We start from the raw sequence: 21,269 nt of genomic DNA on the forward strand, positions 1-21,269 counted from the left end.
TGGTAGAATAGAACCTGCCTACCTATATTTTTCAATAAAGGAGTCGGATCATGGGAGCGATTCAGGAACGCATGGCGGATGTGGCGCGTTACCGGGCGGAGCGTACGGCCAGGGAGGATTTCAACGAGTTCTGGAGCCGGACGTTGGAGCAGTTTGCGGCCAAGCCGCTGCATGACCGCCGGGAGCCGGCAGCTACGTTTATGCAGGGGGTTGGCGCGGAACGCGTACAGTTTGAAGGGTACGACGATACGCCGCTGCACGGTTGGTTTTTGGTCCCGAACGGAGGAGAAGGACGGAAACGCAAGTTGCCGTGTCTGGTGATTTATCAGGGATACCAGACGCACCGGGGGATTCCCGAAAATTATGCGGCCTGGCTGCAGATGGGGTACGCCATTTTTGCGGTGGATACACGCGGGCAGACAGGAGAAACAGGGAATCGTCTAGCTTCCGCCCGAGGCATCGTCAAAGGGTGGATGACCCAAGGCTTGTTGGAACCGGAGAAGTTCTACGGCTTGGCGATGGCGATCGACGCTTGGAAGGCGTTGCAATGGGTGAGCGCTCAACCCGAGATCGATGCGGATCGGATCGGGGTGTACGGAACAAGTCAAGGCGGAGGGTTGGCTTTACAAATGGCGGCGTTAAGCGAGGTTCCCTGCGTGGCCGTTGCCAATGTCCCGAACCTGTGCCATCTGGAATTCGCGTTGATGAATTCGACCGGTTCCGTCTCGGAAATCGCCGAATTCGTGGCCCGAAATCCGGGAGCGCTGGAGCAGGTACTTACGACGTTAAGCTATTTTGACAATCTGAATTTAGCCGAAAAAATCAAGATGCCCGTTTTATATTCGGCGGGCTTCAAAGATTTGATCTGCTGGCCGGAAACGATCGCTGCGGCCTACAACCGCAATCCCGCGGTAGGTAAGGAACTGCTGCTTTACCCGTTTATGGGGCATGAGGAAGGGCCCGACGAGCACCGGCTGAAAGCGTACGCCTTCTTGCGCGAGCATTTGCGGCCTTAAAGGCGGATGCGATGGCACCGCCTTCAACCCTTCCCGGGCTGCCCGGGCTTCCTGGCGTACGACCAGCCGGGTGGCCCGTCCGGCCTAAGTCGATTTTGAATTCGTGCGCATGAACTGGCGGGGGGACATGCCCTCGGTCTGCTTGAACGCTTTGCTGAAAGAGTAGACGTTGCCGTAACCGACTTTTTCGGCGATCGTGGACAGGGACAGGCGGTTAAACATCATCAATTCCTTCGACTTCTCGATCCGGTAGCGGATCTGGAACTGATGGGGCGTCAGGTCGAACGTCTGCTTGAAGATGCGGGAGAAATGGAACACGCTGAGGCAAGCGATCTTGGACAACGCCTCCAGCGGGACCGTTTCGTTGTAATGCTCCATGATGTAGGTGACCGCCCGTTCCATCGCGCGTTGATGCATGACGAGATGCGCATTGTCGTTCGCTTTTAGCCCCTTTTGCAGCAAATAAAGAATGCGCAGCACCAGCGATTTCTGCATCAACGGATAGTCGGCGTCGCGCCGTTCGTAGGCATGAATGATCTGCATCAGCGTTTTATGCACCTCGGCATGGTTGCCGATGCGCAGCACGTTGGGAAATCCGAAGGCGGTCCCCAGGATATCGGGACGGAGCCAGGCCAGTTCTTCTTCGGTACATTCGCTGCGGTTCTTGAAATTGATCGGCACCTGCTCAAAATCCTCGTAATACAGCACGTCAAAATGAATGTGCGGCATCCAGCACTCCCCCCGCGATTCCACGAACTCGTGCTCCAGCCCCGGTTTGAACAGCAGGATATCCCCGGGCTCCGCGACGAACGTTTCGTTCTCCACGCGAATGGTGAGCTCCCCTTTTTCCATATACAGCAGCTCGTAGTCAAAAATGATACGAGGCGCCAGCGTCATCTCGTCGACCCGGTGATTCCAGGCTCTCCGAACGTTGGGCGATAGGCGATGAATCAAGTCCTGAAGCGTCATAGGCTGATTGTCCATCCGTTCCTCCTGTGTAGCAAGATTGGAAGCAAATCCTCCATTCATAGAAACTTGATGATCTATTCATCATATATAGAATTCCCGTTATTTGATAGAGTCGCTGATAGAGAAGGGATCTTGATTAAGCCACAATAGCAAGAATGGATAAGAAATCACAAATCCCAACATAGAACCAGGCGGGAGGATCATGTAAAATTCAAATATGTAATCGCTTTCAATATATCATGGTTAAAACCGAACCGAAAGGGGGGCTTATCGTGGCGGAAGCGAAGCCGACGATTTCGGCCAGGCGAAGGAGCATGTTTCCCCATTCTGCAATCGATTGCAGAATGGCAAATAGCCATTTTCCAGCGGCCCTAAGGGGACGCCAACAAGGGGATGAATACCGTTGCGCAGCTTTCCATTGATGTTTCTTTCCGCGTTGCTCCTCTTGACCGCCTCCTGCGGTAAGGAGCCGCCCGGAGTCCCGCGGACAACCGCACCTGCGGGGGAAACGTTTATCCTGAAAAATACCGCCAACCTGCAGCAAATCGCCCAGCTGACCGGCAAGGATTCGCTGAACCATACGGATCGGTACGCCGTTTACGGAACCGATTTAGGTTCGATGTTCACGATGGGGGACCAAACCTACTTCGTCTTTGGGGACACGTTCGGCGAAAGGCCGGAAGGCATGACGGGAGGGGGCGGCAGCTTTTGGCGATCCAACGTCATGGCTTACAGCTCGGATTCCGATCCGTCCGACGGGATTACGTTTGACGGGATGATTACGGATGAGGTCGGGCTGGCCAAAGAATTGATCCCGTCGAAAAAACTCGATTACGACGAGATGACCGTCATCCCTACGCACGGTTTGGCCGCTAACGGGGCCATGTACCTTTACTTTATGTCGGTCCAACATTGGGGGGATCCCGGAACATGGGACGTCAATCACTCCGGAGTGGCCAAATCGGAGGACGGCGGGGAGCATTGGTCGGTCGTGGAAGGACTCCAGTGGCCGGGAGACAGCGGATTCATCCAGGTGAGTCCGTTTAAAGCCGGGGACGGCGAGGAGGCGGAAATCTATTTCTGGACGATCCCGTCCGGCCGTTTCGGCGGCGTCAAGCTGATGCGGGTCAAGGAACGAAATATCGAGGACCTCGGCAGCTACGAATATTTTACGGGGGAAGACGAAGAAGGACAACCGCGATGGAGCAAGGAGATGAACCAGGCCAAGCTCGTGGTGGACGACACCGTCGGGGAACTGTCGGTGATCTGGAATCCCGGGTTGGAACGGTGGCTGATGACGTATTTGAGGGAAGGGCAGGGCGTTGTTCTCCGGGAAGGCTTAACCCCTTGGGGACCGTGGGGCGACGCGCTGGATTTGGTTCCGGCAGCCGATTTTCCAGGGTTGTACGCGCCTTTCATGAATGACCGGTTTCTGGCGGACGACGGGCGGACGATTTATTTTGCCTTATCGCTTTGGGATCCGTATAACGTGTTCTGGTTCAAAGCCACGCTGGAGGCATCCGGTCCCGGCGATTGAGCCCATGAGGGCGTTCCGTGAAGGTTTAAGCGCCTAAAGGCGTTTAAATAGAAGCTTTGCCGAATAAAAAAGGGAGGTTAACCAAATGAAACAGCGTCGTTTGAAAGGATTGTCATGGACATTGGGATTGCTGCTGATCATAGCCATGCTCGTAACCGGCTGTGGGGGTGCGGGGAACGGCGGGAATGCCGCTTCGGGCGGAAATGCGGAAACGGCTGGCGGAAACGCCGCCGAGGAACCGGGGACCGGCGATAACGCGGCTCCGAAGGAGAAGGTCAAGATCGAGTTTTGGGCCAATAAGTTCGAGGAGACGACCGATGCCTGGTTCAAGAAATGGACGGACGAATTCAACAAGACGCATGACGATATCGAAGTCAAGCTGACGATCGTGCCGGGGGACGCCTGGGCGCAAAAGCTGAAGGCGGCGCAGGCGGCCGGCAAGGCGCCCGACGTGATGACGATGAACTACAGCAACCTCGCGCCTTCGGCGAAGCAAAGCCAGATTTTGCCGCTGAACGACTATCTGGACCCTAGCTTGATCGATGACCTGCACGACAATGTCAAGGGTTTCGTTACGGTGGAAGGTAAGTATTATGCTTATCCGATGCTGGTAGAGCCTTCGACGGTGCTGTATTACCGGAAAGATTTGTTCGAAGCCGCCGGGCTGGATCCGGCTAAGCCGCCGGTGACATGGGCCGAGTTGATCGATTACGGCAAGAAACTAACCAAGAACGGCGTGTACGGCTTATCGACGGCCCAAACCGCCGGTGATCTCGGCTGGTCGAGTTGGGGCCTGCAATATAATGCAGCCGGGCATCTGCCGATCACGGATGATTGGTCCAAAGCGGATGTCATGGATGACGGTTACAAGGAACTGCTGAATTTCTACAAGACGCTGTACCAGGAAGGGATCATGCCGAAGCAGCAATTGGCCGGTTACGCGGATGCGGCGCCGTTCGGGCAAGGGAAAACCGCGATGCAGATCAGCGGATCGTGGTCGATCGGCTTGTTCCGCAACGAATACAAAAATATGCTGGACAAAATCGGCGTCGCCCCGATGCCTTCGATCGACGGAGACCAGACCAAAACGACCGCCACGCTGGGCGGCTGGACGCTGGTCGTCGACGGCAAATCCAAACATCCCGAAGCGGCTGCGGAATATATCGGCTGGCTGCTGGCCGGCGATCCGAATATCATGATCGACTTCTTCAGAACGAGCCAATTCTCCAAGTTCTCGCCGCGCAAATCGGTAGACGAAGCGATGAATCAGGATCCGGACGCGAAAAACGACGAGTGGCGCAAGCTGATTTCCGAGAAAATCGTGCCTTATTCCGAAGCGGAGCCGGTGTATCCTTGGGACATCAGCATGTTCTTCGCCACCGCGATCGAAAAAGCCATGAAGGGCGAGGACGTCGATAAGGCGCTCGCGACCGCGGAGAAAGAAATCAACAATTTCATCGAGAAGCAGAAGCTGGCAGGGACGAACCCGAGAGCTAACGGCGGTGAATAAGGATGCATCGCTCCAAGCATCGTTATGAAAACAAAGTGGCGTACACGATGCTGCTGCCGATTCTGGCGCTGCTCACCGTATTCGTCATCATTCCGTTCGCGTATGCCATCCAGGTCAGCTTCTACGATTGGAGTTTTTACCAGGATTCGGTTTACGTCGGGTTACGTAATTTCACGAACGTGTTGACCGACCCGTTGTTTACGAAGTCGATCCTGATCGGCCTCCGTTTCTCGCTGATGGTCGTTCCGGCCCAACTGGTGCTGGCCTTCCTGTTCGCTCACGTGATCAAAGGCATGGGAAGACGCTGGTCCGGGTTCGTGAAAACTTCGATCTACATTCCGACGATCATCTCCGGCATCATCGCATCGATCGTCTTCGCGTTTATTTACGATTACGACGCCGGCCTGGCCAATTACCTGCTCGGGTTGCTCGGGCTGGAGAAGTTGGCTTGGATCGCCGATGTTCGGACGGCGCTCGCGAGTATCGCGGTGCCGGTCGTATGGCTCGGCTTCGGGATTACGACGCTGATCATGCTGGCCGGATTGCTTGACATCCCGGAGAGCTACTACGAAGCGGCCGAGCTGGAAGGGGCCGGCGGTCTGACGAAGATGTTGAGGATAACGCTGCCTCTTCTGAAAAACGTCATTTTGTACCTGCTGATCACCGGCTTCACCGGGGCCGTCCAGCAGTTCGAGCTGCCGCTCGTCATGACCGGCGGCGGTCCGCTCAACGAGACGCAAACGCCGAACCTGTACATTTTCAACCATTTCCGGAACGACGTGCTCGTGGGCCACTCCATCGCTTCGGCGCTGCTGCTGTTCCTCGTGCTGGGCAGCATCTCCGCGATCATCTTCAAGGTGCTGAACTCGGATAAAGCGGTGGACGGATAAATCAACCCGGATGGAGGACTAAAAGACGATGAGTAACAACAAAGCGTTGTTCGGCAAAATCGTCCTGCATGCCGCCGGCATCCTGGTCGCCTGCATCGCATTGTTTCCCTTGCTGTGGATGGCGATCGCCGGATTCAAGGCCAAAACGGAGGTGTTGTCCACGCCGTTCCGGTTTTTCCCGGAGCGGTGGCTGGTCGAAAACTACATCTCCATCCTGCAGGACAGCCTGTTTCTCAAATCGATGATCATTACGTTTGGCGGGGCGGTGTTGTTTGCCGCGTTAAGCCTGGCGATCAACGCCTCCGCCGCATATGTGTTCGCCCGTCTGGAGTTCCGCTTCAAGCGGGTGCTGTGGGTGTACGTCATCATGACGATGTTCATTCCCGGGATGGCGATCCTGGTGACTTCGTTTATCGTCGTGACCAAGCTGCAGATGCTGGATACGCTGGCGGTGCTCGTGCTGCCGGGCGTCGCTTCCGCCGGACACATGTTTTTCATCAGGCAGTTCTATCTCAATATTCCGCTGGCGCTGGAGGAAGCGGCTTTGATCGACGGAGCGGGACGCTTCAAAATTTTCTCGCATATTTTCCTGCCGATGTCGTATCCGGTTTTCGTTATCGTCGGCATCGGCTCGTACCTGGGCTACTGGAACTCCTTCGTTTGGCCGACGATGACGATTACGAACGTCAACCTGTTTCAAATCATGCAGTATCTAGCCACGTTCCGCTCGGAGCGCGGGACGGAGATGGGGATGCTGATGGCCGGATCGAGCCTGGCGGCCGTGCCGACGATCGTGCTCTTCCTGATCTTCCAGAAATACATTATTCGCGGCATCAAAATCTCTGGGTTGAAGTAACGTCGGCGAAAGGAGGAAGTTTGGGTGATCGAATTGGAAAACACCCGTCTGTACGTGGGACTTAGCGAGGAGAACGGCGCGATCGTTTCCCTGCGCGATCGATCGAACGGACGGGAATACATCGAACCGGGCCGCACCGGGGGCGACGTCTTCCGGCTGGAGACCGAAGCCGGCACTTCGGGCGGGTTTCGCGGATTTGCTTACGAGATACGGCAGGGCGAAGGATACCGGGAGTGCCTGCTCCGCTGGCAAAGCCAGGCGGGGCCGACGGTTACCGGGACGGTCCGGTTGCGGGAGGATGCGGATCTGCTGGAATTTCGCTGCGGGGTGGAGAACGCCGCGGATGGACCGCCCGTTATCAGCTTGGAGTATCCGATCCTTTCGGGTCTCGGGGCGATCACGGACGGAGGCGAGGACGACGTTGTCGTCCACAGCTTTGCCACGGGATTTCAGGTCCGAAATCCGCTGAAGCATTTCCGGCATGACGGAATGGGCTTCCGCTACATGCCCTATCCGGAGAGCTTCTCCGGCGCGGCGATGCAGTTCTTCGCCTATTACGGCAAGGGGCGCGGCGGCTTGTATTTTGCGGCGCTGGATCCGGAAGGTTATGCCAAATGGCTCAACTTCTACAAAAGCGAGGGCGGACTGCTGGAAGCGTCCTTCATTCACGCCTGCGAGGACATCGGCGCCGGCAAAGGCATCGAGGTTTCTTACGTGATGGAGGTGCAACTGCTTCGCGGGCAGGGCTGGCCTGAGGCGGCCGGCCTCTATAAGGCTTGGGCCGTTCAGCAGTCGTGGTGCGCCAAAGGAACTTTGGCCGAGCGGCGGGACCGCGGCGATGCAGGGCTGTTCCGCTGGTTGTACGAGGAGGCGGGCGCGGCCACGTTCGGCGTCAACGCCGGCTACGACCGGACGAAGTGGCTGCGCAAGTACCGCGAGCGGATCGGGACGCCGCTGTTCCATATCCTCGGTCCGGATTGGAGCAAAGCGCCGCAGACGTTCGGCCGGGGCGTGCCCGGCGGCTATGACGACTGGTTCCCGACCCGCTTCAACCTGGACAACATCACTTGCATCCGCGAGCAAGGCGACCGGTTTGCTCCATTCGAATTCGACTATTTGTTCAATTTCGCCGGGGCGGACGGGGAACGGGCCAAAGCGGCCGCCCAACGTTTTCCGGAGGACAAAAAGAGCATCGACGCTTACCGGTTCCCGTTCCTCTGTCCGGCAGCCCCCTTTACCCGGGAGCTGCACCAGCGCCGGGACGAAACGCTGCAACGGGAAGCGGACGTGGACGCGATTTATTACGACATTTCGGCGAACAACATCCTGAAAGCGTGTCACGACGAAAGCCACGGCCACCCGATCGGCGGGGGCAAAGCGATCAACGATGCGTACCGGTCTAATTACGCGGAGACGAAAGCGGCGATGGGGCAGGCGGCAGGACGTTACGTGCCGATGGGCACGGAAATGATGAACGAAACGGTTATGGACGTGCTCGACTTCTACCAGGCCCGTGCCGGCGGTCAACCGGCCGCCCCGCTGGAGGGCTACCCGTTCCGGGAACTGCTGAAGTCGGGGGATGTGGAACTGGTGCCGTTGTTTACCTACGTGTACCACGAGTACGGTCCCGTTAGGCTGGACGGGTGGGGAAAGCTCACGGCGGAAATCGGCGACCTGTTTTATTTCACGGTGGCGCGAACGTATTTGTGGGGCGGGCTGTACGAGCTCAATTACGAATACAGCCCGATGGAGGCGCTGGACGGCGTGGAGAACGGGAGCGACGAGCATTACGCCGCGTTCGAGCCGCGCGGGTATGCTTTTGCGGAGGAACGGGCGGATTACCTGAGCTTGTTTGCCGCGTTGCGAACCGGCACGGGCAATAAGTATCTCGCCTACGGTGAAATGCTGCCGCCGCTTCCCCTCGATGCCGGCCGGTTGACGTTGGATTGGTTCCACTACAACCACGGGATCGGTTCCCTGGAGTATAACGATGCGGGGAGCCTAAGCGTGGAAAGGATTGTGCATGCGGTATGGAAATACCGGGACGAAAGCGTCGGGTTATTTTTCGCCAATGTGAGCGAGGAGGCTCGGGAAGTGGCGTTGTGCCCGGGCGATCTTCCCGTGACCGGTTCGGTCATGGAGCTGCGCTACCACATGTATTCGCCCGGTCCGGAGCGGCGGGAACCCGAAACCGTCAAGGCGGATGCCCAGGAGCTCAAACTGACGATCCCGCCGCGTTGCGTCGTTTTGTTGGAAGCGCTGCTGCATCCCGTGAAGCGAACGCGTGAAGAGTAATATGCGGCCAGGAGATTCGCGTCGCGACGGAACGTAACAGATCGGATCGTAACAGATGCAACGGATTGTAACGGTCGTACCTGATTGTATCGGATCGCAACGGATCGGATCGCAACGGATCGGATCACATCGAATCGAATCGCATCGGGTCGGATCGCAACGCATCGGATCGCATCGGATCGAATCGGATCGCGGCGGTCGCAACGAATGTAACGGAACGTAGTGACCTTATGTTCGTATTTCCCGGCTATTTCCCGCTGTAACGGAATCCAGAGACCTTATTGGACCCTTAAGGTGGCCCATTAGCCGCTTTTGACCGAAATAAGGTCTCCTAGTTCCGTTAGAATCGGAAGCTACTCCCAAAGCAGTGAATAGCGCCTCTGGCTTCCGTTAGCTTGCTAGTGGAGTGTACCTGGATGAACATGAGTACACGGCGAGTAAAAAGTTTGGGATAGCTGCTTAAGAAAGCCGGGAGAAAGACTTACGCGAGCCTATAACGGAAAATAATGGCGCTATTTCGGCGATTTTCCTCATTTGAAGTGAAATAAAGCAAGCTTATGGCGCTATTTTTGGGGAATCCCTGCATTTTGCACAATTCATTGAAAAATAAGACCATAATGTTCCGCTATTTTTCGATAATGAACAATTTTTATCAAGGAGAGAGATAACCATGAACCCATTTAACGGACTAGATCTAGGATTAGGCAATTTGTACCGGATGTCGCCGGCGAAGACGCGTTCGATCAGCGCGGAGAACTTTACCGGCGCCAAAGGCCAAGGCGGCATGGCCACCGAAGGCACGGGGGCGGAATGTGCCCGCGATCTCGGCCAGGGCTGGAAGGTATCGCCGTCGGTGAACATCGCGCCGGGGCAGACTTTGACGGTGGCGGACATCGACGGCCCGGGAGCGATTCAGCATATCTGGCTGACCTGCTTCCCGGACAGCTGGCGGCATCTGATTTTGCGGATGTATTGGGACGGCGAGAGCGAGCCGAGCGTGGAAACGCCGCTGGGCGATTTCTTCTGCAACGGCTGGTGCGAGCGCAGCAACGTTAACTCGCTGCCGGTAGCGGTGAATCCGGCCGGCGGGATGAACAGCTATTGGGTGATGCCGTTTCGCCAAAAAGCCAAAATCACGGTCGAAAACCGAATGGGGTCGCCGGTTGTCTTGTACTATCAAATCGACTACACCTTGACCGAGGTCCCGGACGATGCCGCTTATTTCCATGCCCAATGGAGAAGAAGCAACCCGGTTCGCTACAAGGACGTGCACGTGCTGTTGGATGGCGTTCGAGGAAAAGGGCACTACGTGGGCACCTATCTGGCCTGGCAGGTGAACAACAACGGCTGGTGGGGCGAAGGGGAAATCAAGTTCTACATGGACGGGGATCAGGATTATCCGACCATTTGCGGCACGGGCACGGAAGATTATTTCGGAGGAGCGTGGAACTTCGAGCAGCCGAAAGGAGAATACGCCTCCTTTTCCACGGCTTACTTAGGTCTCCATCAGATCATCAAGCCGGACGGCTTATACCGGAGCCAGCAGCGCTTCGGCATGTACCGCTGGCACGTGATGGACCCGATTCGGTTCGAAAGTGACCTGCGCGTCACAATCCAGGCGCTCGGCTGGCGGTCCGGCGGCCGGTATTTGCCGCTGCAGGACGACATCGCCTCCGTCAGCTACTGGTATCAATCGGAGCCGCATGCGGCTTACCCGCAGCTGCCGGATAACGACGGGCTGGAAGTCATTTAAGCGAATCCAAGGAGGGAATGACATGCTAGGGAGCATTTCGCCCGGCCCGGACCTGTCGGAATTCGCCGCGTCGATTGCGTACGATTTCATCGGAGGTACGGAGCCGGAGGTGCAAGGCAGCGAGCCGGAACCCGGCGTGTACCATTTTAGGCTGACGTTTCGCCTGGATCGTCCGGTCCGGCAGGATGATTGGAGGGTGAAGGTCGTACCGGCCTTTGCCCCCTCTTTCCATTGGGCGCCCCATTTGACCCCGACCGACCGCCATGTGATCGATCAGCACAGCTTCCGCTCCCCGGCCTTGATCGTCCGGGATGACCGGCGGATGTTGGCGCTGATTCCCGACCTCGACGTGCTGGGGGAAGGGACGCAGGTCCGCTGGTATGTGGATAATGACGCTTCCCGGAACGAGCTTGCGCTGGGCATGGGCGAAAGCCGGGTAAAGGAACACGTGCTTTACGAAAAAATGCCCGGCGCAAGGTACGCCGCTGGCCGCGTGAAGGTTGGCTTTTACCTGATGGTCAGCGATGCGCCGGAAGCGCTGGCCAACCCGTGGCGCCCGGTTCTGCGTTTCCTTTGGGAACGGTGGGGGGCGCCGCTCTATCGGACCGGGGCCCCCTTAACCGCTCCGCTGGAACCGTTCGTCCGGTACGCGTATCGCTGGGCGTTCGAGCATTGGGAACGGCCGGTGTGGCAGGAGTTTGATTGGAACGGGATTCGGGTAGGGGCCCCGGCGTTCATCGTCAACGTCACGCAAAGCCCGAACTACCCCGGACCGGTAAGCGAGCGGGAGACCCGCTCCATCTGGAATCAGGCGTGGTTCAGCTCGCTTCGCTCGGCAGCGGGCGTGTTCCGATACGGCAGGCAACAGGACGATCCGAACCTACTACGACGGGCAAGGTTGATGAAGGAGCTGGCGTTGTCCGCCCCGCAGCGCAGCGGCTTTTTTCCGTCGGTGATCGCTACGCAGATGGAGCAGGTTCAACTTGGGGATGCGCTCGTCCATCGCTCCAAAGGATGGGACACCGCGTATTGGGGGAATTCCGACCGCAATCCGCTGCCGGACCGACGGATCAAAGAGGCGCCTTATCATATCGCCGATATGAGCTGGACGGCGTTATGGATGCTCCGGTGGTACGGGGAGCTGGAGCGGGACCCGCGGTTGTTGGCTTATGCGGTTCGTTACGGGGACGCGTTGATCGCGATTCAGGATGCGCAGGGTTTTTTCCCGGCTTGGCTGGATTGGCATACCCTGGAACCGCTCGAAGCGCTGCGGGATTCGCCGGAAACGGCGGTGTCCGTCACGTTTTTGCTCCAGCTTGGCGTAATGACCGGCCAGGCCCGTTATACTCAAGCTGCGCTGCAGGCGGCGAAGGCGGTCGCGGCGGAGGTGGTGCCCGAGGGCCGCTGGGAAGATTTCGAAACGTACTGGTCCTGCTCGGGGTTTGGCGGCAAGGATCATGTCGGGCGGAAGTATACGCGCAACAACATGTATAAACAGTGCAATTTATCGATGTTTTGGGCGGCGGAGGCGTTTCTCGAATGCTTTCGGCGTACCGGGGAACCGCATTACTTAGCGATCGGAGAACGTTGCCTGGACGAAATGCTGATGACACAAGCCTCCTGGCAGCCTCCCTATCTGTATGTCGATGTTTTGGGAGGATTCGGAGTCATGAACGCCGACGGCGAATGGAACGATTCCCGGCAAAGCCTGTTCGCCGAACTGATTCTTGAGTACGGCCGCGAGCTGGGCAGGACCGAATATCTCGAGCGCGGGCTGGCCGCGCTCAAGGCCTCCTTCGTCATGATGTATTGCCCGGAAAATCCGAAGACGAAAGCGCAATGGGAAGAGGCGTTTCCTTTTTTCGGAGAGCGGGATTACGGTTTTATGATGGAAAACTACGGCCATGGAGGGGAGGTGAACGAGCGGGGAACCGGGATGGGCGAGTTTACGATTTTCGATTGGGGCAACGGGGCCGCGGCGGAAAGTTACTTGCGGATCAAAGCGCATCATCCGGAATTGGACATTTGAGGCTGGGGCGGGGCGGGCGAAACAGGGAATTTCAGGGATGAATGCGATTTCTTTTGCCGAAACGGAAACGGGGCCGTATACTTTGGTTAGAGATCTGCAATCGATCCCACAATTTGGAATTCCCAACATGTAAGCGCTTTATGACTGGAGGAGAAACGCCCTGATGTGGACTAGGCTCAAAAACGCCAAACTCCGGAACAAGCTGATGCTGATGCTTGTGCTGTTTATTTTGACGCCGCTCGTGTTTGCCGGATTTATTTTCTACCGGAGCTCCAGCAATTTCGCTGCCGAGCGCGCCGACCGCGAAGCGCTGCAGTCGCTTCATCTGGTCCGAAGCAACGTCGACCAGCTGCTGTCGGAGATTGAAAACCGCATGCTCACGATTTACGACAACGGCCCGTTGATCGAGCAGCTTAGCCGAATGGACGGCCGAGACGCGAAAGGGGCCCAGGCGAACGCCGAGGATACGGTCAATCGGTTTCTTCGCGATTCGCTGCGCGGCAAAGAGGATATCGATTCGATTTACCTGCTCGCAAGGAACGGGGCAATGTATTTCGCCGACATCAAAGGCTCCGGCGTGTTTCGGCCTATCTTGGCGCGGCATCCCGAATGGACGAGGGCCATCGAGGGGAGGGCGGGGCAAATAACGTGGTTGCCGACGTATGAAATGCCCGCGAACAATTATTTCAACTATTCGACTTACTACATCCCGGCAGGCATGCTGGTAAAAGACGTGACGGATTCCTTGCAAAATATCGGCGTGCTGATGATGAACGTCAAAATCTCCGCGCTGGATCGCATCGTGAAAGGCGTCAGCGTGAGTCCGCAGGGCGTCATTATGATCGCCGACGGCGACGGGAACCTCGTGTGGCATGGCAACGACGAGGCCTACCGGCTCAATCTGGCGAATCAGCCCTTTTTCAAGGAGATGGTCGCAAGCGGAGACGCGTTGTCCCGGATGGACTTGAACGGGAAGCCTTACCGCATCGGCATGGAGCGCTCCGATTACAACGGCTGGTATTATTTCTCGCTGATGCCGCAGTCCGACGCCTTGCAGGCATCGGGTTCGCTGAAGCGGTTTTTTATCGTTACGTTATGCGTCTTCGCGTTGTTGTTCGTGCTGCTGGCCTGGTTGACGACCCACTACATCACCAAACCGATCCGCCAGATGGCGGTGGCGATGAAACGGATCCAGAAAGATAACTTCGAATATCGCCTGCAGGCGCAGTCGGAGGACGAAATCGGGTTGCTGCAAAGCTCCTTCAACAGCATGAGCAGCCGGATCAACGACTTGATCCACGAAGTGAAGGTCATCTCCGAGCAGGAAAAAGAAGCGGAGGTCAAAGCGCTGCAAGCGCAGATTAATCCCCACTTCGTCTACAACACGCTGGACGCGATGAACTGGATCGCGATCGAAAAGGAACAGCCGGAGATCAGCGGCATGATCACGTCGCTGAGCGACATCATGCGTTACGCGATCCGGCCAGGCGCTCCGCTCGTCACGATCGAAGAGGAATTGAAATGGGCAAGGAATTACGCCTATTTGCAAGAGATGAGGTTCGAGGAACGATTCGAGATCGGGTTCGACGTCGACCCGTCCATTTACGGCTATAAAGTGCCGCGCCTGCTGCTGCAGCCCTATCTGGAAAACTCCATTTTGCACGGGATGGAGGAGATGGAAGCGGGCGGACGCATCGACGTGTCGATGGCGATGCAAGAGGACGGCCGGGCCATCGTGATCCGCATCCAGGATAACGGAAGCGGGATTCCCGAGGAGAAGCTGCAGATGATTCGCGACCGGCTGGTGCACGGCATCGGGATGTATAACCTGAACGACCGCCTGAAGCTGGAGTACGGGCCGGAGTTCGGTGTGCAGGTCAACTCCGTTTACGGGGAAGGAACGACGATTACGATCGTCATTCCGGCAATCGCTTGAAGAGGCAGACGCTTGATAAGGCGAAACCTAGATCAATCAAACAGGGGGATATGACATGTATAAAGCATTGATCGTTGACGATGAGCCGAAGGTCCGCAGCGGACTCACCAAGCTGATTCCCGCCCTGGACGCCGAATGGACGGTCGTGGGCCAAGCCAAGAACGGAAACGAAGCGTTGGAACTGGTGCGCAGGGATATGCCCGATCTCGTGATTACCGATATCCGTATGCCGAACATGAACGGTTTGGATTTGCTGAACGTGCTGCGGGAATATCCGGTTCAGGTCGTTATTTTGTCGGGGTACGGCTATTTCGAATACGCCAAAACCGCCATTCGGTTCGGGGCATTCGACTATTTGCTCAAGCCGCTGAAACCGGACGAGGTTCGCGATTTGCTCGGACGGTTGAAGAAAGAAATCCGCAAGCCGGCTACTGGCGCCTCGGCGATATCCGCCGATTTCCATTACGCCAAGCTGTGGAAGGATTGGCTGCTAGGCATCGAGGACTCCGCCGACCATCTTGACCGGCTGCGCGGCCAACTTCCCGAGGCCGTGAAGAATTATCACGTCATCGCGATCGATATCGAGGATTTCGACGAGCTGGTGACCGAGGACCAATGGGGAGACCGTCAGCTGGTGGTGTTTGCCGTACGGAATGTCGCGTACGAAATTCTGCAGAACCGGGAGGATCTGGGCAGCCGTTTCTTGTTTGCGAGCGCGTCGCAAATCTATTTTCTGCTGCTCGGCGGGCCTTGCCCGAGGGACGTTTATGAATCGATGATTTATGAAGTTCGCCGTTGGGTGCACATCTCCATTTCGGTGGGGATCAGCGGCCGCACGGGCGATTTCGCCGAGCTGCCTCAAGCCTTTGCCGAAGCGCGCGAAGCGCTGTTGAACCGTTGGATTTACGGGAGCGGTCTCGTGCATGAGCATGGGGAATTGGCGAACATGGAAGGGAACGGGCACGCCCCCGGCTATCCGAGCGAACTGGACGAGGCGCTCGTGCTGGCGCTTCGCGAAGGCGACGGCGCGCGGGTGCGGGAGACGCTGCGCCGCTTCGTCGGCACGGTGCTGGAGCAAAACGTCGTTTACCCGGTCTTTCACGGGTATTGCCTGCAGTTGTTGTCCTCCGTCGTTCGCTATGTGCACGAGCAGAGAATCACCGCCCTGGTCTTCCAAGACGAGCTTAAGCCTTACGAATGGTTTCAGGTGAATTTCTCCGCCGACGAGTTTATCCGGTTCGTCGATGAGCTGACGGAGGCGGCAATCGACAAGGCGGAATGGAAAAAGCAGCAGAAGCACAACCGGACGCTGGAAACGGCGGTCGGCTTTATCCATCGCCACTACATGCAGGATATTTCGCTGAACGACGTGGCCGGCAAGGCGGGCATGAGCAGCAGTTATTTCAGTTCGTTTTTCAAGCAGGAGATGGGGATGTCGTTTATCGAGTATTTGACCCAGTTCCGGATGGATAAGGCGAAGAACCTGATGATGGACCCGGATCTGAAGTTGTACAACATCTCGGAGATGGTCGGGTACCAAGACGTAAAGTACTTCTCGAGGCTGTTCAAAAAGACGGAGGGCGTGACGCCGGGGGAGTATCGGCAATTTTTCTACCGGAAGGACGAGGACGATGAGAAGTAGAGCGATTTGGCGTTGGCTGCTGCCGGTCATGGCCGTAACGCTGCTGCTTGCCGCTTGCCGGCCGTCGCCGCAGCCTCCGGCGGAACGCGGCGACCTCGATGTTTTGCTGGAGCATCCGCAAATCACGCAGGCCGACCCGGACCGGATCGTCCTGCATCTGCTGAGCTTTCATACCGGCCAGGAGTTTGAGTTCTGGAAATGGCTGGGCGAGCAATATACGCGGGAGCATCCGAACGTGGAAATCCAGGTCGACTTTATCTCGAGCGACGACTACTTCACTGACAGCAAGCTGCTGGCTTCGTTTGCTTCGGGACATGGGCCGGACGTATTTTTCGTATCCCCGGGGACGATCCGGCGGTTCGAGAATGCGGGGATTCTGGAGCCGCTCACCGCGGAATTCACGCCGGAGATCCGGCGGGATTTCAACGATGCGGCGCTGGAATCGGTGACGCTGGGCGGGCAGATTTACGCGGTGCCGTTCGAAACGGAACTGCTGGGATTGTACTACAACGAGGCGATGTTCCGCGAGAAGGGAATTCGGCCGCCGTCGACCTGGGCGGAATTGGAAAAGGCAGCCCAAGTGTTGAAAGCGCCGGGTGTCAGCGGGCTGACGATGGAAACGTTCAAAAGCGTTTATCAAAATTTCGCCTGGCTCCCTTTTTTGTGGCAGACCGGGGCGGATTTGGTGTCCGAAGACGGGCGGACCTCGGGATTGGATGCTCCTGGCGCCGACAAGATGTTCCGGTTTTTCCGCGGTATGACGGATCAGGGACTGCTGAATATGCACCCGTCCCGCCCGACGACCGATATCGGCATCCTGGCCAGCGGCGAAACGGCCATGCAAGTCAGCGGCACCTGGAATATCCGCATGCTGGAGACGATTTACGCCGACAAACCGATCGGCGTCGTTCCGCTTCCCATGCCTGACGGCGGACAGCCGGTCACGATCGCCGGCGGGTGGAAGATCGGCGTGAACCATTTCAGCAAAAACGCGGACGAAGCCAAGAAATTCGTGATGTGGGCGTTTGCCGGCAAACCGGAGCTCCCGCTGAAGTGGGTCAGCGAGGTGAAGTTTGCCTATTCCCCGCGCAAATCGGTCATGGAAGCGGGCGGCGAATTGTACCAAAAAGGCTTGCGCCAGGTTTTCACGGAGCAGATCTACGGGACGGAGCGGCAAGAACCGCAATATCCGGCGGAAATCAGCGGTATTTTCACCGACTCGCTCCAGCGTTTGCTGTACGGCGGAGCGCTGCCTGATGATCTTGCTGCCAGCACCTATCGGCAAATTACCGATTACCTGACGGACAACGAAAAATAATCCACCCTCCGAAATTATTTCCCGTTACGAGCATGAATCCCCGGCGACTATACTGAAGTCGACCACAAATGAAAGGGGATTCATAAGAGATGAAGAAGACTCGTTGGAAGATCGTTTTGCCCGCTCTCATGGCGCTTTTGCTCCTTCTCCTGGCCGGCTGCGGCTCGAACGGTTCGAACAATCAGGCGAATAACGCCGATTCGAACGGAGCCCCGGCCGCAAACGGCGGGGGGACGAAGGAAAAGGTCAAGCTGCAGTTCTGGGATATGCACACCGAAGCCGAGCAGAAGTATTTCGAAGATCTCGTCAAAGCGTACAACGAATCGCAATCGAACGTGGAAATCGAATACTCCACCTACAACCAGGCCGATTACACCTCGACGAAACTGCCGATCGCTTTTTCCGGCGGCAATGGTCCCGACATTTACATGATCAGCCCTGGCGACTTCATGAAATTCTCCAACTCCGGGTATCTGGCCGATTTGTCGCCGTATTTTCCGGAAGGGGTCAAAGAAGACTTCCTTCCTTCCGCGCTGGATGCGGTAACGGTGGACGGCCAAATTTTGGCGTTGCCTTACGAGATGGAGCTTCTGGGCCTTTACTACAACGAAGACATGCTCAAACAAGCCGGAGTCGAAGTGCCGAAAACGTGGGATGAGCTGCTGGAAGCCGCCCGCAAGCTGACGACGGGCAAAGTGGCCGGTCTTGTGCTTCCGCCAGATAAAGGCGCTTACTTCAATTTCAACTTCTATCCGTTCCTGTGGCAAGCCGGCGGCAAGGTGTTGGCGGACGACGGCAAGACGTCGGCGTTCAATTCGCCGGAGACGGCGAAGGCGCTCGATTTCTGGGGCACGTTCTTCCAGGAGAAACTGTCGCCTTCCAAGCTGCAGTACGGTCCTTGGGAGATCGATAACCTGGGCAAAAAGACGGCGGCCATGCAAATTTGCGGCACCTGGGCGGTCAGCCGGATCGAGGAAGTCTACGGCGACGTACCGATCAAGCTCGCTCCGTTGCCGATTCCCGACGGAGGCAAAGCGGTAACGACGGCCGGAGGCTGGAAGTTCGCCGTAAACGCCAAGAGCAAAAACCTGGAGGAAGCCGCCAAATTCGTCATGTGGGCCTTTGCCGACGCCGACACGTCCCGTCCGCTGAAATGGGCGACGGAAACGAAGTTCGCTTACCCTGCCCGCCAATCGGTGGTGGAAGCCGGCAAGGAAATTTACAACAAAGGCTTGCGCCAAGTGTTCACGAACGAAATTTACGAATCGGCCATTCCGGAACCGGTGTATAACCCCGACGTCGTCGAAGCGATCGGCGATGCGATGACGCAAGTCATGTTCGGCAACAAAACAGGGGCGGAAGCCGCCAAAGACGCCGACGCCAAAATCAATGAAGCGATGAAGTAAAGATACAAGGCATAAGTCGGATTGGGGGATGGCGGACGTTGCTTACGGGTCGCCCGCCTCCCCCGAATCTCTTTGGAGGAGGGGTTGAAGTGATTCCGCGCAAATGGCGTACAAGATTATGGCAGGAAAGAATCACGGCCTACTGTTTTTTGTTGCCCGATCTGCTGGGCTTGTTCATCTTCGTTTTTTTACCGATCGTTTACGCATTCTACGTCAGCTTGCATGATTGGGACGCGTTGAATCCGATGAAGTTCATCGGCTTTGACAACTACGTCAGCTTGTCCAAAGATGCGGACTGGTGGCACTCCGTCGGAAAAACGCTGCAGTTCACCGTCGTCTACGTACCGCTGCTGTTTTGTCTATCGCTCGGTTCGGCGGTGATGCTGAACGCGTTGAAAGGAAAAATCGTTTCCCCCGTGCGGACGATGTTCCTGATACCGTTTGCGATCACGTCGGTCATCTCAGCGATCATCGGCATGTACATGCTCGATCCCCGTAACGGGATCGTCAACGAGATCCTGGCGTTTTTCGGCGGTCAGCCGCAGCAATTTCTCGGCTCGACCTCCCAGGCGTTGTACAGTATCGTCGCGGTGTTGCTGTGGATCAACGTCGGCTATAACATGATTATTTTCCTGTCGGCGATCAAGGAAATCCCCAAGGATTATTACGAAGCCGCCACGATCGACGGGGCTTCGCGCTGGCAGATTTTCCGGAGCATTACGTTTCCGCTGCTCAAAGAAACCAATACGTTTATCCTCGTCGTGACGACGATCGGCTCGTTCCAGGTCTTCGACCAAATCATGGTCATGACCAAAGGCGGACCGGCGAACAGCACGGAGGTGAGCGTCGTCTATATTTTCAAGCAAGGCTTTCAGCTATTGAACATGGGATACTCGTCGGCGCTGGCATTCGTCCTGTTCCTGCTTATCTTCTGTTTGTCCCTCGTCCAGATGAAGCTGTTTTCCGCCAAAGATTAAGGAGGTGACCCCAAGTGAGAACATGGAAGCGAATGCCGCAGAATCTGATCGCCGTCCTGCTGGGGCTGGTGATGGTGTTCCCGATTTACCTGCTCGTGATAAGCTCCTTGCGGTCGGAGGAGAATGTGCTCGACGTGACGTGGGTTCCCATGGAACTGGCGTGGAGCAATTTTACCGAAGCGATCCAAACGACGCATTTGCTGCGTTCGATCGGCAACTCGCTGATCGTCAGCATCACCGTCACCGTCGTCGCCATGATGTTTCATGCGATGTCGGGATACGCTTTGGCCCGCTTGCGGTTCCCTGGGCGGAAGTACATTTTCGCCTGGATGTTAAGCACGCTGATGGTACCGTTTGCGGTAATTACGATCCCGCTCTACCTGATTACGAAAAGTTTCGGCATGCTGGACTCTTATGCCGGACTGATCATACCGTCGATTTTTAATGCTTACGGGATTTTCCTGTTCCGGCAGTTTTTCTGCGATTTTCCGAAGGAACTGGAGGAAGCGGCTTATATCGAAGGCTTGTCGGTGGCCGGAACGTTCTTCCGGATCGCGCTGCCGTTGTCGCGTTCGATCATTATTCCGCTGACGATCGGGTTTTTCGTCGCCAATTGGAACGCGTATTTGTGGCCGCTGATCATCACGCAGCGCGAATCGCTGTGGGTGGTGCAGCAGCAGCTCGCGAACCTCGTCGGCGGCGGGTATTACACGCCGTGGAACGTGGTGCTGGCCGCCGCGGTGATCGCCGCGCTGCCGACGCTGCTGTTGTTCTTTGTGGCGCAGCGGTACCTCGTCGAAGGCATCAAAATGACCGGCATCAAGTAAGGAAGTTCAAAAATCCGGCCTTTGATCACGAAGCGGTTTCGAGGGAGCGGGTTCGGCATCGAATCTTGGGACGCCGGGGGCGACGGAAGGGAGAAAACCTGCAAAAGTGCAGGTTTTCCAAGCCCTAAGCCCAATTTTTTGGGAATTCCTGCAAAAACGGTTAGGCCCCCTAAATCCGGAGTCCTGCCCTACAATGCTTTTGTAGACTTAGCTTTGCATATTATCTCGCGTGTTTACATCGATTTATGGAACTTTGAGGTATCATCTAGCGTCTTGACCCATAACGAAAATCTCATCGGTGCCATACG

At 56.7% G+C, this 21,269-nt stretch carries 16 protein-coding genes; 15 read left to right on the forward strand and 1 reads right to left on the reverse strand.

Annotation, left to right across the window (positions count from 1 at the left end):
• Positions 1-50 precede the first annotated feature (50 nt).
• Entirely contained in the window at positions 51-1,016 is a 966-nt protein-coding gene (locus MJ257_RS13020) for an acetylxylan esterase (protein WP_240269666.1), read from the forward strand.
• An 84-nt stretch (positions 1,017-1,100) separates the two neighbouring features.
• On the opposite strand, the gene MJ257_RS13025 is transcribed toward MJ257_RS13020, so the two are convergent.
• A complete protein-coding gene (locus tag MJ257_RS13025) occupies positions 1,101-2,000 on the reverse strand; it encodes an AraC family transcriptional regulator (protein WP_240269667.1) in 900 nt (299 codons plus the stop codon).
• 406 nt (positions 2,001-2,406) lie between these two features.
• Between MJ257_RS13025 and MJ257_RS13030 the strand changes: the two genes are divergently transcribed.
• From MJ257_RS13030 to MJ257_RS13095, 14 genes are all read left to right on the forward strand, one after another.
• Positions 2,407-3,522, forward strand: a complete 1,116-nt coding sequence (locus MJ257_RS13030; protein WP_240269668.1) for a glycoside hydrolase family 183 protein — start codon at positions 2,407-2,409, stop codon at positions 3,520-3,522.
• A gap of 85 nt (positions 3,523-3,607) precedes the next feature.
• Positions 3,608-5,032 (forward strand): ABC transporter substrate-binding protein, encoded by a 1,425-nt coding sequence (locus MJ257_RS13035; protein ID WP_240269669.1) that lies wholly within the window; start codon positions 3,608-3,610, stop codon positions 5,030-5,032.
• 2 nt (positions 5,033-5,034) lie between these two features.
• On the forward strand, positions 5,035-5,922 hold the full coding sequence (locus MJ257_RS13040; protein WP_240269670.1) for a carbohydrate ABC transporter permease: 888 nt from the start codon (positions 5,035-5,037) through the stop codon (positions 5,920-5,922).
• 28 nt (positions 5,923-5,950) lie between these two features.
• Positions 5,951-6,778, forward strand: coding sequence for a carbohydrate ABC transporter permease (locus tag MJ257_RS13045; RefSeq protein WP_240269671.1), 828 nt, complete (start codon positions 5,951-5,953; stop codon positions 6,776-6,778).
• A gap of 24 nt (positions 6,779-6,802) precedes the next feature.
• Entirely contained in the window at positions 6,803-9,073 is a 2,271-nt protein-coding gene (locus MJ257_RS13050; protein WP_240269672.1) for a DUF6259 domain-containing protein, read from the forward strand.
• A gap of 670 nt (positions 9,074-9,743) precedes the next feature.
• Positions 9,744-10,826 (forward strand): glycoside hydrolase family 172 protein, encoded by a 1,083-nt coding sequence (locus tag MJ257_RS13055; protein WP_240269673.1) that lies wholly within the window; start codon positions 9,744-9,746, stop codon positions 10,824-10,826.
• Between the two features lie 22 nt (positions 10,827-10,848).
• A complete protein-coding gene (locus MJ257_RS13060; RefSeq protein WP_240269674.1) occupies positions 10,849-12,855 on the forward strand; it encodes a hypothetical protein in 2,007 nt (668 codons plus the stop codon).
• Between the two features lie 163 nt (positions 12,856-13,018).
• A complete protein-coding gene (locus MJ257_RS13065) occupies positions 13,019-14,791 on the forward strand; it encodes a cache domain-containing sensor histidine kinase (RefSeq protein ID WP_240269675.1) in 1,773 nt (590 codons plus the stop codon).
• Between the two features lie 55 nt (positions 14,792-14,846).
• A complete protein-coding gene (locus tag MJ257_RS13070) occupies positions 14,847-16,433 on the forward strand; it encodes a response regulator (RefSeq protein ID WP_240269676.1) in 1,587 nt (528 codons plus the stop codon).
• A complete protein-coding gene (locus MJ257_RS13075; RefSeq protein ID WP_240269677.1) occupies positions 16,423-17,751 on the forward strand; it encodes an ABC transporter substrate-binding protein in 1,329 nt (442 codons plus the stop codon). The genes MJ257_RS13070 and MJ257_RS13075 overlap by 11 nt, the downstream gene beginning before the upstream one ends.
• A gap of 89 nt (positions 17,752-17,840) precedes the next feature.
• A complete protein-coding gene (locus MJ257_RS13080) occupies positions 17,841-19,157 on the forward strand; it encodes an ABC transporter substrate-binding protein (protein ID WP_240269678.1) in 1,317 nt (438 codons plus the stop codon).
• Between the two features lie 89 nt (positions 19,158-19,246).
• Positions 19,247-20,134, forward strand: a complete 888-nt coding sequence (locus MJ257_RS13085; protein ID WP_240269679.1) for a carbohydrate ABC transporter permease — start codon at positions 19,247-19,249, stop codon at positions 20,132-20,134.
• A 14-nt stretch (positions 20,135-20,148) separates the two neighbouring features.
• Positions 20,149-20,961 (forward strand): carbohydrate ABC transporter permease, encoded by an 813-nt coding sequence (locus MJ257_RS13090; protein ID WP_240269680.1) that lies wholly within the window; start codon positions 20,149-20,151, stop codon positions 20,959-20,961.
• A 21-nt stretch (positions 20,962-20,982) separates the two neighbouring features.
• Positions 20,983-21,269, forward strand: a 287-nt coding sequence (locus MJ257_RS13095) for a hypothetical protein (protein WP_240269681.1), incomplete at its 3' end; no start/stop codon positions are given.

Origin of the sequence: Paenibacillus timonensis (genome assembly GCF_022427145.1) — a bacterium.
Taxonomy (GTDB): Bacteria; Bacillota; Bacilli; order Paenibacillales; family Paenibacillaceae; genus Fontibacillus; species Fontibacillus timonensis.

Bases quoted from the DNA above. Each gene is read 5' to 3' on its own strand.
- MJ257_RS13020 (WP_240269666.1), top strand. From the start codon at position 51: ATGGGAGCGATTCAGGAACGCATGGCGGATGTGGCGCGTTACCGGGCG.
- MJ257_RS13025 (WP_240269667.1), bottom strand. From the start codon at position 2,000: ATGGACAATCAGCCTATGACGCTTCAGGACTTGATTCATCGCCTATCG.
- MJ257_RS13030 (WP_240269668.1), top strand. From the start codon at position 2,407: ATGTTTCTTTCCGCGTTGCTCCTCTTGACCGCCTCCTGCGGTAAGGAG.
- MJ257_RS13035 (WP_240269669.1), top strand. From the start codon at position 3,608: ATGAAACAGCGTCGTTTGAAAGGATTGTCATGGACATTGGGATTGCTG.
- MJ257_RS13040 (WP_240269670.1), top strand. From the start codon at position 5,035: ATGCATCGCTCCAAGCATCGTTATGAAAACAAAGTGGCGTACACGATG.
- MJ257_RS13045 (WP_240269671.1), top strand. From the start codon at position 5,951: ATGAGTAACAACAAAGCGTTGTTCGGCAAAATCGTCCTGCATGCCGCC.
- MJ257_RS13055 (WP_240269673.1), top strand. From the start codon at position 9,744: ATGAACCCATTTAACGGACTAGATCTAGGATTAGGCAATTTGTACCGG.
- MJ257_RS13060 (WP_240269674.1), top strand. From the start codon at position 10,849: ATGCTAGGGAGCATTTCGCCCGGCCCGGACCTGTCGGAATTCGCCGCG.
- MJ257_RS13065 (WP_240269675.1), top strand. From the start codon at position 13,019: ATGTGGACTAGGCTCAAAAACGCCAAACTCCGGAACAAGCTGATGCTG.
- MJ257_RS13070 (WP_240269676.1), top strand. From the start codon at position 14,847: ATGTATAAAGCATTGATCGTTGACGATGAGCCGAAGGTCCGCAGCGGA.
- MJ257_RS13075 (WP_240269677.1), top strand. From the start codon at position 16,423: ATGAGAAGTAGAGCGATTTGGCGTTGGCTGCTGCCGGTCATGGCCGTA.
- MJ257_RS13080 (WP_240269678.1), top strand. From the start codon at position 17,841: ATGAAGAAGACTCGTTGGAAGATCGTTTTGCCCGCTCTCATGGCGCTT.